We start from the raw sequence: 13,412 nt of genomic DNA on the forward strand, positions 1-13,412 counted from the left end.
CCCGCCTTGCTCCCGACTGTGTCTTCAACCCCAACCGCCCCGCCCTCCTACCCCATGACCGCCACCGAGCGGCGCGCCAGCGCCTCGCTGGCGTCGATTTTTGCGTTGCGCATGCTGGGCTTGTTTCTGGTGTTGCCGGTGTTTGCGCTGGAGGCTGCACGCTACCCCGGTGGCGATGACCCGGCGCGTGTTGGGCTGGCCATGGGCATTTACGGCCTCACGCAAGGGTTGCTACAGATTCCTTTTGGCATGGCGTCTGACTGGCTGGGGCGCAAAAAAGTCATTGTTGTCGGCTTGCTGGTGTTTGCGCTGGGCAGTTTTGTGGCCACCTGGGCGCCGGATTTGAACTGGCTGATTATTGGCCGGGCCTTGCAGGGCGCAGGGGCCATCTCTGCTGCGGTCACCGCTTTGCTGGCCGACACCACACGCGATGAGGTGCGTACCAAAGCCATGGCGCTGGTTGGCGCCAGCATCGGCCTGATGTTCGCGCTGTCAATGGTGCTGGCGCCGCTGCTGGCGGCATTTGTCGGGCTGGGCGGTCTGTTTGCGTTGACCGGTGCGCTGGCGCTGGCCGGTATCGCGGTGGTGATCTGGTGGGTGCCGCCCGAACCGGCGCAGCCTGTGCACCGGCCGCGCGGCAGTCTGACCGAGGTCTTGAAACACGAAGGTTTGCTGCGGCTGGATTTCGGCGTGTTTGTGCTGCACGCAGTGCAGTTGGCCATGTGGGTGGCGATTCCGGCGATGCTGGTGCAAGCCGGGCTGGGGCAGGACAGCCACTGGCAGGTCTACCTGCCGACGGTGCTGGCATCGTTTGTGGTGATAGGCGCGATCTTGTTCCCGCTGGAAAGGCGTGGCCGCCTGCGCGGGGTGTTTCTGGCAGCGGTAGCGCTGCTTATGTTGGTACAGCTCGGCCTGATGGGCTTGGTCGCTGCGCCGGGCACGCCTGGCCTGGCCTGGCTGGTCGCCTTGCTGCTTTTGCATTTTTGCTGCTTCAATGTGCTCGAAACCTGCCAGCCCAGCCTGGCGTCCCGGATTGCCCCCGCCCATTCGCGCGGTGCGGCGCTTGGGGTGTACAACACGCTCCAGTCGCTGGGCTTTTTTGCCGGCGGCGCATTGGGTGGCTGGTTGGTCAAGGCTGCCGGTCCGCAGGCGCTGTTTGCCGCCTGCGGTGGCCTGATGCTGCTCTGGTTGCTGGTCGCCTGGCCGATGAAAGCACCGGGCCGGACCGGGTCTTCGGCTCCCGGCCCGGCTGCCGCGCCGGCGGTCCAGCCAGTTAAACTGTGAAAAATTAGGAGAACACGCCATGGCATCCGTCAACAAAGTCATTCTCGTCGGCAACCTGGGCCGCGACCCCGAAGTGCGCTACATGCCCAGCGGCGACGCCGTGGCCAACATCGCGCTGGCCACCAGCAGCAAGTACAAGAACAAGGCTGGCGAAATGGTCGAAGAGACCGAATGGCACCGCATCAGCTTTTTTGGCCGCCAGGCCGAAATTGTGGGCGAATACCTCAAGAAAGGCCGCTCGGTTTATATCGAGGGCCGCCTGAAAACCCGCAAGTACACCGACAAAGACGGCGTCGAGAAATACGCCACCGACATCATCGCCAGCGAGATGCAGATGCTCGGCAGCCGTGAAGGCATGGGTGGTCCGGGCGGCAATGACGGCGGTGAGGAGGGCGGCGAGCGCCAGTATCCGCGCCCACCAGCAGCCGCGCCGCGCGCCCCCGCAGCGGCCCCGCGCCCACCGGCGCCGACCAAGGCTGCCAGCGGTTTTGACGACATGGACGATGACATCCCGTTTTAATCTTCCGGTTTTCGATATTTCTTCTGCCCGGCCTGCGCTCTGCGCACGCCGGGCAGATGCATTTTTAAACAACGCTTTTTGTCACCAGCCGCCGTGACACCGTGTAGGCGCTGGCCTTGTTCTGGCGCGCGGGCTTTTTTGGAGCGTTTTGTTGGCTAGGATGAAATCTCCTGCCAACCCCACGACCTGAGAAGCCACCCATGCGCCCGAACCACCATCACACGACATCTTCCCTGCGGTCCCAGCGCTTGACCGGCTGGCTGGGTGCGGCCCTGCTCGCCGCCGCAGGTCTGACGCCGGTGCATGCCAACACTGACCCCCTCAGCGATTTGCTCAGTACCCCCGGCAGTGCCGGCCTGGGTCTCGCGGTGCGCGCTGAGCAGTCGCCTTATGTCGGTGGCGGTACCCGTTATGACCTGCTGCCGCTGTACCTGTATGAAGGCAAACGCGTGTTTCTGCATGGCAGCCGCGCCGGACTCAAGTTGCTGGACGACGGCGCCCAGCGTGTTGATCTTTTCCTCGACCAGCGCTTCGAAGGGTATGCCGACGACCGGATTCCGCCCAGCCTGGCCGGCATGGCCGAGCGCGGCTCGGGCCTGGACGCCGGTGTGTCTTACCGCTACCGCCAGCCCTGGGGCACGCTGCAGGCCGAGTATTTGCAAGACGCCGCCGGGTTTTCCAAGGGCAGCGAGTTGCGCCTGTCCTACGCTTACGACTGGCGCTCGGGACGGCTCGCGTTGCGGCCCAGTTTGACGCTGGCCGCCCGCAGCGCCAAGCTCAACAATTACTACTACGGCGTGCGGCCTGGCGAAGCCACCACAACGCGGCCGGCCTACGCGCCTGGCAGCGGCGTCAACACCACGCTGGGTCTGTACGCCACTTACGAATTGAGCGAAGGCTGGCGCCTGCTCGGTGGCGTGACCCGCACCTTTCTGGACGACAAGGTCAAGGCCAGCCCCATCATCGGCAAGTCTGCGCAGACCGGCGTGTTCATCGGCGCCGCCTATGACTTCGGCACCTACAAGGGCCACTGGACGCAGGAAACTTCGCCGACTTACCTCAAGCTGCTGTACGGAAAATCGACCGAAGACGGTTGCCACCTGGCGAAAATCATCACCTTGCGCTGTGCCTCCACGGCCAAGGTCAACTCGACGCGCATTGCGGGTGTGCAGGTCGGCAAACCCTTCATCGAGCAGCTCAACGGCTGGCCGCTGGACATCGTCGGTTATGTCGGCCTGCTGCAGCACGACGACCGCGGGCTGGCTCCCAACGGCCTGCAGCTCGACGCCTTCATGAAGGCGTATTACTACGGCTTTCCGTGGAGCGAGCGGGTCAAGACCCGGCTCGGCCTGGGTGTAGGCGTGTCGCTGGCGCAGCGTGCGCCCTATGCCGAATCCAGCAGCCAGGCGGCGCGCGGACGCTCGCCCTCGCGCTTGCTCAGTTACCTGGACCCGAGCATCGACGTCAGCCTGGGCGACCTGATCGGCCGCCCCGGCCTGAAAGACACCTACCTCGGCTTCGGCGTGTCGCACCGCTCCGGCATCTTCGGTTCCTCACGCCTGCTGGGCAACGTCAACGGCGGCTCCAACTACATCTACACCTACATTGAAACCGTGCTGTAAGTTGTTGGGAGTTGAGGGAGATTGGTTTGCTATTAAAACAATAGCTGCTTGCACTTGTCTGGTATGGGCTGGAGACGGATTTTGCTTATAAAAAGCAAGCGATCAGGTCGTATTCGCCCTCACCCCAACCCTCCCCCAGAGGGAGAGGGGGCAAGACAAGCCTTCAGCCGAGGTTTTGCACGTTGCTCGACGCAATGACGCCGCCGCCCAGGCAGACCTCGCCCTGGTACAGCACCGCCGACTGGCCCGGCGTCGCCGCCCATTGCGGATGCTCAAAGTGGAGTTCTGCGTCGGTTGCTGAGGGGTGGACCAAGTCACAGCTTGCGTCGGCCTGGCGGTAGCGCGCTTTTGCCGCCATCGTGCCGGCTTCGGGCGGTGCACCGGCGACCCAGCTACAGTCCTGCACCTGCAGTTCGGTGGACAGCAGCCAGGGGTGATCGTGGCCCTGCACCACCCACAAGGTGTTGCTAGCCATTTCCTTGCGAGCCACAAACCAGGGTTCGTGCTCGCCCAGCCCGCGCTGGCCCAGGGCCTGCACCGCCTTGAGCTCGGCGCCGCGCGCCTTCACGCCGCCTATGCCCAGGCCCTGGCGCTGGCCCAGCGTGTAAAAACTCAGGCCCACATGTTCGCCGAGCACGCGGCCCTGGTCGTTTTTGATCGGACCGGGCGCCTTGGCGATGTAGCGGTTCAGGAAGTCGCGGAAGGGCCGCTCGCCGATGAAACAGATGCCGGTCGAGTCCTTTTTCTTCGCGTTGGGCAGGCCGATCTCGTCAGCGATGCGCCGCACCTCGGTCTTCCTCAACTCACCGACCGGAAACAGCGTGCTCGATAGCTGCGCCTGGTTCAGGCGGTGCAAAAAGTAACTCTGGTCCTTCGCCGGGTCCAGCCCCTTGAGCAACTGATAGTGTCCATCGAAGGGACGGGCGCTATCGCGCGCGGTCGCGTGCGATTCATCAATAGGCCCAAAGGGCATGGAGCCAGAGGGAGCCGCAACGCGGCGAACCCTGGCGTAATGCCCGGTCGCGATTTTTTCGGCACCCAGCCGCATCGCGTGGTCCAGAAAGGCCTTGAACTTGATCTCGGCATTGCACAGAATGTCGGGATTCGGCGTGCGGCCGGCTTGGTATTCGCGCAAAAACTCGGCAAACACCCGGTCTTTGTAGTCGGCGGCAAAATTGACGTGTTCGATCTCGATGCCGATCACGTCGGCCACGGCGGCGGCGTCCACAAAGTCGATGTTCGACGAGCAGAATTCGCTGTCGTCGTCATCTTCCCAGTTCTTCATGAAGATGCCGACAACCTCGTGGCCCTGCTGTTTGAGCAGGTGTGCCGTCACCGCAGAGTCCACGCCTCCGCTCAAACCGACCACGATGCGTTGTTTTTGCATAACCGATTTTAGGGGGGCGGCTTTAAACGGACGTCGTCAGGGTTTTGCGTCGTAGACGCTGGGGTCGGTGGTGACCAGCGCCAGCGGGTAACGCTTGCCGGCCAGGTAGTCTTCCATGCAGGTCAGCAGCAGCGGGCTGCGGTGCAGCGGAACGCAGGCCCGGATTTCGTCGGGGCTGAGCCACAGGGTGCGCACAATGCCTTCGTCGAGCGCCTGCCCCACCACTTCGTCACCCAGCGTGCCGCAAAACGCGAAACGCAGGTAGGTGATGTCCAGCGCCTGGTCCTTGCCGGGCACGCTTTTCTCAAAGCGGGACATATAAATACCGACCAGCGCGCCAGGGGTGAAGTGAAAGGCGGTTTCTTCCAGCGTCTCGCGGGCGCAACCCTGGATCGGGCTTTCACCGGGGTCCAGGTGGCCGGCCGGGTTGTTCAGGCGCAGGCCGTCCTGCGTATGCTCCTCGATCAGCAGAAATTTGCCCTCGCGTTCGATGATGGCGGCAACGGTGACACTGGGTTTCCAACGTGAGTTCATGGGCGCATTATCCGGGGGCCGCACCGCCCGGCCGGCGCGCGCTCACCGCGCGGCCAAAACGGCGCGAAACTCATGTAAGCTAGCCGACAGCTTTAAATTTCACGTAGAACTACTTACACGCCACGAGGAGACACCCATGCGAATTGGGGTACCAGCCGAAATCACGGCAGGGGAAACACGCGTTGCCGTCACGCCCGAGACGGCCAAAAAACTCAAAGCCCAAGGCCATACGGTCGTCATCCAATCGGGTGCCGGTGTGGCCGCCAGCGTTCCCGATGAAGCTTATGTAGCGGTCGGCGCTGAAATTGGCGACGCTGCCACTGCCTACGGTTGCGACATCGTGCTCAAGGTGCGTTGCCCGCTGGACAGCGAGATTGGCCTGGCCAAAGCCGGCACGGTGCTGGTCGGCATGCTCAACCCGTTTGATGCCGCCGGCCTGCAGCGCCTGGCCGGCGCGCAACTGACGGCGTTTGCACTGGAAGCCGCGCCACGCACCAGCCGTGCGCAAAGCATGGACGTGCTCTCGTCGCAGGCCAACATCGCTGGCTACAAGGCCGTCATGTTGGCGGCCAACAGCTACCAGCGCTTCTTCCCGATGCTGATGACCGCCGCCGGCACCGTCAAGGCCGCCCGTGTGGTGATTCTGGGCGTCGGCGTGGCCGGCCTACAGGCGATTGCCACGGCCAAACGCCTGGGCGCGGTGATCGAGGCCAGCGACGTGCGCCCCAGCGTCAAGGAGCAGGTGGAGTCGCTGGGCGGCAAGTTCATCGACGTGCCGTATGAAACCGACGAGGAGCGCGAAGCTGCTGTCGGGGTCGGCGGTTACGCGAAGCCGATGCCGCCAAGCTGGCTGGAGCGGCAAAAAGCCGAGGTGGCCAAACGCGTGGCCCAGGCCGATATCGTGATCACCACCGCACTGATCCCCGGCCGCGCTGCGCCGGTGCTGGTGACCGAGGACATGGTCAAGGCCATGAAACCCGGCAGCGTGATTGTGGATCTGGCCGCACCGCAGGGCGGCAACTGCCCGCTGACCGAACCCGGCAAAACCGTGGTCAAACACGGCGTAACGCTGATTGGCGAGACCAATGTGCCGGCGCTGGTGGCTGCTGATGCCAGCGCGCTCTATGCCCGCAACCTTCTGGACTTCCTCAAGCTGATTGTCAGCAAGGAAGGCCTGCTCTCCATCGACCTGGAAGACGACATCGTGGCGGCCTGCCTGATGACGCAGGGCGGTGAGGTCAAAAGAAAATAACAAACCCCGTTCGCCTCAGGCCTGTCGAAGGGTTCGGCAGCTTGAGCGCAACGGACACGGAAGAAACATCATGGAAGCAGTATCCCCCACCGTCATCAACCTCATCATCTTCGTGCTGGCCATCTACGTGGGTTACCACGTCGTCTGGACCGTCACCCCCGCGCTGCACACGCCGCTGATGGCGGTGACCAATGCGATTTCGGCGATTGTCATCGTCGGCGCCATGCTGGCGGCTGCGCTGACGGTCACGCCGCTGGGCAAAACCATGGGTGTGCTGGCGGTGGCACTGGCGGCGGTCAATGTGTTTGGCGGCTTTCTGGTCACGCGCCGCATGCTGGAGATGTTCCGGAAAAAAGAGAAGAAGGCCGTTTCAGCTGACGCGGGAGCAGCCAAATGAGCATGAATGTTGTCACGCTGCTGTACCTGGTGGCTTCGGTCTGTTTCATCCAGGCGCTCAAGGGCCTGTCGCATCCGACCACCTCGATTCGCGGCAACCTGTTCGGCATGGTCGGCATGGCGATTGCCGTGTTGACCACCGGTGCCCTGATTGTGCAAATCTCCGGTGGCAAGGCCTTTGGCATGGTGTATGTGCTGGGCGCGCTGGTGGTCGGTGGCGCCGCCGGCACGCTGATGGCCCAACGTGTCGAGATGACCAAGATGCCTGAGCTGGTGGCTTTCATGCACAGCATGATCGGCCTGGCGGCGGTGTTCATTGCGGTGGCGGCCATGGCCGAACCCGGCGCCTTTGGCATCGTGGCTTCCGGTTTGGGCACCGCAGCCATTCCCGCCGGCAACCGGCTGGAGTTGTTCCTCGGTGCTGCGATTGGTGCCATCACCTTCAGCGGCTCGGTGATTGCTTTCGGCAAGCTCAGCGGCAAGTACAAGTTCCGCCTGTTTCAGGGGGCGCCGGTCACGTTTTCCGGACAGCACATGCTGAACCTGGTGTTGGGCATTGCCACGCTGGCACTCGGGCTGGTGTTCATGTTCACCGGCAACTGGACTGCGTTTTTTGCGATGCTGGCCCTGTCTTTTGTGCTGGGCGTGCTGATCATCATCCCCATAGGCGGCGCCGACATGCCGGTGGTGGTGTCCATGCTCAACAGCTATTCGGGCTGGGCCGCTGCCGGTATCGGTTTCTCGTTGAACAACGCGATGCTGATCGTCGCCGGTTCCCTGGTCGGCTCGTCAGGTGCCATCCTGTCCTACATCATGTGCAAGGCGATGAACCGCTCTTTCTTCAACGTGATCCTGGGCGGCTTCGGCGGCGAAGCGGGCACGGCAGCGGCCGGTGCCAAGGAGCAGCGCCCGGTCAAGTCGGGGTCGGCCGATGACGCCGCTTTCATTCTGGGCAATGCCGAAACCGTGATCATCGTGCCGGGTTACGGCCTGGCAGTTGCGCGCGCGCAGCATTCGGTCAAGGAGCTGGCACAAAAACTGATCGACAGGGGCGTCACGGTCAAATACGCAATCCATCCTGTGGCCGGCCGCATGCCGGGCCACATGAATGTGTTGCTGGCCGAGGCCGAGGTGCCTTACGATCAGGTGTTCGAGATGGAAGACATCAATGCCGAGTTTGGCCAGGCCGACGTGGCCATCATTCTGGGCGCCAACGATGTGGTCAACCCCGCCGCCCATGTCAAGGGCAGCGCCATTTACGGCATGCCGATTCTGGAGGCCTACAAGGCCAAGACGGTCATCGTCAACAAACGCTCGATGGCGGCCGGTTATGCCGGTCTGGACAATGAGCTGTTTTACATGGACAAGACCATGATGGTGTTTGGCGATGCCAAAAAAGTCATTGAAGACATGGGCAAGGCGATTGAGTGAATGGCGGACAGCCGACACTTTTTGCTGCTCCAACAAGCTCGATTAGAGGGCCCTCCCTTCTGATTCTCCGGTTTCCTAGGGAAAACGTAATAGCCCCGCAGAGGGTTGCGCCACGAAAATTCGTGGCAGTTGTTCAATCGTCATCTGGAGAAGACAAGCATGAATGCATCCACCCTTGAGCGTCCCTGGCTGACCGCCTATCCCCCGGGTGTGCCTGCCGATATTGATGCGTCACAGTACGCCTCTCTGGTGGCACTGATGGAGGAAAGCTTCAAGAAAAACGCCTCCGCCGTGGCTTACAGCTTCATGGGCAAAGACGTGACCTTCGGCCAGACCGACAGCCTGTCGCAGGCTTTTGCCGCCTATCTGCAGGGCCTGGGCCTGGCCAAAGGTGACCGGGTGGCCATCATGATGCCCAATGTGCCGCAATATCCGGTGGCGGTGGCGGCGATTCTGCGCGCCGGTTTTGTGGTGGTCAATGTCAACCCGCTGTACACACCGCGCGAGCTGGAGCATCAGCTCAAGGACTCCGGCGCCAAGGCGATTGTGATCATCGAGAACTTCGCTGGCACGCTGGAGCAATGTATTGCCAACACGCCGGTCAAACACGTGGTGCTGGCCGCCATGGGCGACCAGCTCGGCATGCTCAAGGGCGCGTTGGTCAATTACGTGGTGCGCAACGTCAAGAAGATGGTGCCCACCTTCAATCTGCCGGGCGCGGTGCGCTTCAACGATGCGGTGGCCCAGGGCACACGCGGCACGCTCAAGCGGCCAGACATCAAGCCCGACGATGTGGCCGTGCTGCAGTACACCGGCGGCACCACCGGTGTCTCCAAGGGCGCCGTGCTGCTGCACCGCAATGTGATTGCCAACGTGTTGCAGTCTGAAGCCTGGAACGGCCCGGCCATGGCCAGCCTGACGCCTGGCGTGCAGCCGACCTATGTCTGCGCGTTGCCGCTGTATCACATCTTCGCCTTCACGGTGAACATGATGCTGGGCATGCGCACCGGCGGAAAAAACATCCTGATCCCGAATCCGCGCGACCTGCCGGCGGTGCTCAAGGAGCTGGCCAAACACAAGATTCACAGCTTTCCGGCCGTCAACACCTTGTTCAACGGGCTGGCCAACCACCCCGACTTCAACACCGTGGACTGGTCGCATCTGAAAATTTCCCTGGGCGGCGGCATGGCGGTGACCAGCGCGGTGGCCAAACTCTGGCTGGAGAAAACCGGCTGCCCGATCTGTGAAGGTTACGGACTGTCGGAGACCTCGCCGTCGGCCAGTTGCAACCCGACCAACAGCAAGGTCTTCACCGGCACCATCGGTGTGCCGATCCCAAGCACCTGGTTCAAGCTGCTCGACGATGACGGCAACGACACCCCGGTGGGCCAGCCCGGCGAGATCGCCATCAAAGGCCCACAGGTGATGGCGGGCTACTGGCAGCGGCCTGATGAAACCGCCAAGGTCATGACGCCCGACGGCTACTTCAAATCTGGCGACATTGGTACTGTTGACGAGCGCGGTTTCTTCAAAATCGTTGATCGCAAAAAAGACATGATTCTGGTCAGCGGCTTCAATGTCTATCCGAACGAGGTCGAAGACGTGGTGGGCGGCATGCCCGGCGTGATGGAGTGCGCCTGCGTCGGTGTGGCCGACGAGAAGTCGGGCGAAGCGGTGAAACTGGTCATCGTCAAGAAAAACCCGGACCTGACCGAAGCCCAGGTGCGCGAGTTCTGCAAAACCAACCTGACCGGCTACAAGCAGCCCAAGGTGGTGGAGTTCCGCACCGAGTTGCCTAAAACACCGGTCGGCAAAATTTTGCGCCGCGAATTGCGGGACAAGAAGTAAGGCGGGACGTCCCTCCTTCAGAAAAGGCGGCTCCGGCCGCCTTTTCTTTTGATGCAAACTCGCAGCCATGACAACGACCGCCATTCTCAGTGCCCTGGCCGAAGAGCAGCAGGGCCTGCTTGCGCTGCTTGAGCATCCGCAACAAACCCGCCACGCCGGGCGCGACTTCTGGCACGGCCGGCTGCACGGCCAGCCTGTGGTGCTGGCGCTGTCACGCATCGGCAAGGTCGCGGCCGCCACCACCAGCGTGGCGCTGATCGAGCATTTCAAGGTCAGCCGCATTGTGTTCACCGGCGTGGCCGGCGGCCTGGGTGAGGGCGTGCAGGTCGGCGACGTGGTGGTGGCCAGCGAGTTTATGCAGCATGACATGGATGCCTCGCCGATTTTTCAGCGTTACGAGGTGCCGCTCTACGGTCAAGCCCGCTTCGCCTGTGACAAGGCGTTGACGGCCTTGCTGGTGCAGGCCAGCCGCGCCGGGCTCGAAAGCCTGGCCCTGCCGGCCAAGACCCTGCTGCATCACGGCCTGGTCGCCAGCGGTGACCGTTTTGTCTCCGGCGCAACCGAGTCGCGGTCCTTGCGCTCGGCGCTGGGGCAGGGCGGGCATGAGGTGCTGGCAGTGGAGATGGAAGGGGCGGCGGTGGCGCAAGTGTGTTTTGACTACGGCCTGCCGTTTGCAGCGATGCGCACGATCTCCGACCGTGCCGATGACGCAGCGCATGTGGACTTCCCGGCCTTCGTCAAAGACGTGGCCAGTTTGTATGCCCAGGCGATGGTTCGGCACCTGCTGGAGATGCTGTAAAAGCACGCCGCAGGGCGGCCCGCCACGGCCTTCAAAGCGGGATCATGCGAATCGCTTTGCGCGAACCGTCGTTCATGTCCTTGACCGCCTGCGGCATCTGGCTCAGATACGACGGGGCTTCCGATTTTGCAAGCGTTTTTGTCACGGCTGCTGGCGGATTGCCGGGGCTGTCGGCTTGACCGGCGGTGGTCCGCGCCCCGGCGCCGGTGCTCCGCAGACCTGGCGGGCGTGTTATTTGCTATTGATTTTGTAGCTAACTTCGCTGATAAACAATGGGTCGCTGCCCGATTTATTGATCTTTTCCAAATACCCGACAGTGATTTGGACGACTCTCACCCTTGCCCTTCGGGAGAGGGCTGGGGTGAGGGGTTGAGCGTGCCGACGGTCATGAGTTTTGAAACGCTCAATAGTCAGGAATCTGTGTTGCAGACACGCAGTACTTCATTGCCGTAGGCTTCGAGTTTTTTGACGCCTATGCCGCTGATGCCTTCCAGGTCGGTCAGGGTCTGCGGTGCGCGCTCAGCAATGGCGCGCAGGGTGGCGTCGTGAAAAATCACAAAGGCCGGCAGATTGTGCTCGCGCGCCACTTCGGCGCGCCAGGCCTTGAGTCGGGCCAGGCGCTCCAGCGCGCCGGCGTTGAGTGAGGCCTCGGCCATGCCTTTGACCGAGGTCTTGGTGCTTTTTTTGCGCCGCTCGCCCGCGCCGCTTGCGGCCTGCTCGCGCAGCAGCACGCTGACCTCGCCCTTGAGCACCTGGCGCGCGTCGGGCAGCAACTGCAGGGTGTTGAAGGCGTCCGGATCGACCCGCACCATGCCCTTGGCAATCAGTTGGCGCAACACGCCGCGCCACTGCACTTCAGACAGATCGACGCCTATGCCGAAGGTGCTGAGTTTGTCGTGGCTGTGCTGCAGCACTTTCTCGGTGGTCTTGCCGCGCAGGATGTCCATCAGGTGGCCGGCGCCGAAGCTGATGCCGCTGGCCTGTTGCACGCGGTAGATGCAGCTCAGCATCTTGCGGGCGGCTTCGGTGGCGTCCCAGACCACAGGCGGGCTCAGACAGTTGTCGCAATTACCACAAGGCTGGCTGTCCTCACCAAAGTAATGCAGCAGGCTGACCCGTCGGCAACGCGTGTCTTCGGCCAGGCTCAAGAGCGCGTCGAGCTTGCCGCGCATGACCTGTTTGAATTCTTCGCTGGCCGCCTCGCTGGTGTCTATCATGCGGCGTTGGTTCACCACGTCCTGCAGACCGTAGGCCATCCAGGCGTTGGCCGGCAGGCCGTCGCGGCCGCCGCGCCCAGTCTCCTGGTAGTAGCCTTCGATGTTTTTCGGCATGTCCAGGTGCGCGACAAAACGCACGTCGGGCTTGTCGATGCCCATGCCGAAAGCAATCGTTGCCACCATCACCATGCCTTCTTCGCGCAGGAAGCGGTCCTGGCGTTGTTGGCGCAGCGCGCTGTCCAGGCCGGCGTGGTAGGCCATGGCCTTGATGCCGGCATCGGCCAGTGTGTCGGCGATTTCCTCCACCCGTTTGCGCGACTGGCAGTAGACGATACCGGCTTCACCGGCGTGTTCGCTTTCGATGAAACGCAGCAACTGGCGCGTGGGCTCCAGCTTCTCGACGATGGTGTAGCGGATATTGGGCCGGTCAAAACTGCTGACAAACTCGCGCGCATCCTCCAGCTTGAGCCGCTCAATCATGTCCTGCCGCGTCAGCGCATCGGCGGTTGCCGTCAGCGCGATACGCGGCACGTCGGGAAAGGTTTCGTGCAGCAGGCTCAAGCTTCGGTACTCGGGCCGGAAGTCGTGGCCCCACTGGCTCACGCAATGCGCCTCGTCAATCGCGAACAGGCTCAGCAAACCGCGCTCGTGCAGCGAGCCCAGCAGGCCCTTCATGCGCGGCGTGTTGATGCGCTCGGGCGCGGCGTACAGCAGCGTCAGCTCGTTGCGCAGCAACTGCTTTTCGAGCGCGCTGCTTTCTTCCTGCGTCTGGGTGGAGTTGAGGAAGGCGGCAGAGACGCCGGCCTCATGCAGCGCGCCCACCTGGTCGTGCATCAGCGCAATCAGCGGCGAGATCACCACCGTCACGCCATGGCCGGCATTTTGCCGAACGATGGCCGGGATCTGGTAACACAGCGACTTGCCGCCACCCGTGGGCATCAGCACCAGCGCGTCGCCGCCGCCCACCACATGCTCGACGATGGCCTGTTGCGGACCGCGAAAATCGGAATAGCCGAAAACCTGGCCCAGGATGTCCAGCGGGGAGGGGGGGGGCGAGGTGTGCGGCAAGGTGGGGTGCGTCAGGACAGAAAAAATTGCTATTAAATCAATAGCTGCTTATGC

Annotated in this window: 11 protein-coding genes; 8 read left to right on the forward strand and 3 right to left on the reverse strand. The window is 62.8% G+C overall.

The window, feature by feature from the left end:
• Positions 1-54: 54 nt before the first annotated feature.
• From Q8O29_RS14525 to Q8O29_RS14535, 3 genes are all read left to right on the forward strand, one after another.
• On the forward strand, positions 55-1,284 hold the full coding sequence (locus tag Q8O29_RS14525) for an MFS transporter (protein WP_305563985.1): 1,230 nt from the start codon (positions 55-57) through the stop codon (positions 1,282-1,284).
• Between the two features lie 19 nt (positions 1,285-1,303).
• Positions 1,304-1,804 (forward strand): single-stranded DNA-binding protein, encoded by a 501-nt coding sequence (gene ssb / locus Q8O29_RS14530; RefSeq protein WP_305563987.1) that lies wholly within the window; start codon positions 1,304-1,306, stop codon positions 1,802-1,804.
• Positions 1,805-2,004: 200 nt separating this feature from the next.
• Positions 2,005-3,426, forward strand: coding sequence for a MipA/OmpV family protein (locus tag Q8O29_RS14535; protein ID WP_305563989.1), 1,422 nt, complete (start codon positions 2,005-2,007; stop codon positions 3,424-3,426).
• A 163-nt stretch (positions 3,427-3,589) separates the two neighbouring features.
• On the opposite strand, the gene mnmA is transcribed toward Q8O29_RS14535, so the two are convergent.
• Both mnmA and Q8O29_RS14545 read right to left on the reverse strand, forming a co-directional pair.
• Entirely contained in the window at positions 3,590-4,813 is a 1,224-nt protein-coding gene (gene mnmA, locus Q8O29_RS14540) for a tRNA 2-thiouridine(34) synthase MnmA (RefSeq protein WP_305563991.1), read from the reverse strand.
• Between the two features lie 36 nt (positions 4,814-4,849).
• Positions 4,850-5,347: an NUDIX hydrolase gene (locus Q8O29_RS14545; RefSeq protein WP_305563993.1), complete on the reverse strand. Its 498-nt coding sequence runs from the start codon at positions 5,345-5,347 to the stop codon at positions 4,850-4,852.
• Between the two features lie 136 nt (positions 5,348-5,483).
• Between Q8O29_RS14545 and Q8O29_RS14550 the strand changes: the two genes are divergently transcribed.
• From Q8O29_RS14550 to Q8O29_RS14570, 5 genes are all read left to right on the forward strand, one after another.
• Positions 5,484-6,599, forward strand: a complete 1,116-nt coding sequence (locus Q8O29_RS14550) for a Re/Si-specific NAD(P)(+) transhydrogenase subunit alpha (protein ID WP_305563994.1) — start codon at positions 5,484-5,486, stop codon at positions 6,597-6,599.
• Between the two features lie 70 nt (positions 6,600-6,669).
• Positions 6,670-6,996, forward strand: coding sequence for an NAD(P) transhydrogenase subunit alpha (locus Q8O29_RS14555; protein WP_305563996.1), 327 nt, complete (start codon positions 6,670-6,672; stop codon positions 6,994-6,996).
• Complete coding sequence (locus tag Q8O29_RS14560; RefSeq protein WP_305563998.1) at positions 6,993-8,426, forward strand: NAD(P)(+) transhydrogenase (Re/Si-specific) subunit beta; 1,434 nt, start codon at positions 6,993-6,995, stop codon at positions 8,424-8,426. The genes Q8O29_RS14555 and Q8O29_RS14560 overlap by 4 nt, the downstream gene beginning before the upstream one ends.
• 159 nt (positions 8,427-8,585) lie before the next feature.
• Positions 8,586-10,274 carry a long-chain-fatty-acid--CoA ligase gene (locus Q8O29_RS14565; protein ID WP_305564000.1) on the forward strand — a complete coding sequence of 563 codons (1,689 nt, stop codon included), beginning with the start codon at positions 8,586-8,588 and terminating at the stop codon, positions 10,272-10,274.
• 67 nt (positions 10,275-10,341) lie between these two features.
• The gene (locus Q8O29_RS14570) at positions 10,342-11,073 is read left to right on the forward strand and encodes a 5'-methylthioadenosine/adenosylhomocysteine nucleosidase (RefSeq protein ID WP_305564002.1); all 732 of its coding nucleotides are present in this window, start codon (positions 10,342-10,344) and stop codon (positions 11,071-11,073) included.
• 410 nt (positions 11,074-11,483) lie between these two features.
• Here Q8O29_RS14570 and recQ read toward each other — a convergent pair whose 3' ends face one another.
• Positions 11,484-13,358, reverse strand: coding sequence for a DNA helicase RecQ (gene recQ / locus Q8O29_RS14575; RefSeq protein WP_305564004.1), 1,875 nt, complete (start codon positions 13,356-13,358; stop codon positions 11,484-11,486).
• Positions 13,359-13,412: the final 54 nt, after the last annotated feature.

It is taken from the genome of Polaromonas sp., assembly GCF_030689685.1.
In the GTDB taxonomy this organism is placed as follows: Bacteria; Pseudomonadota; Gammaproteobacteria; order Burkholderiales; family Burkholderiaceae_C; genus Polaromonas.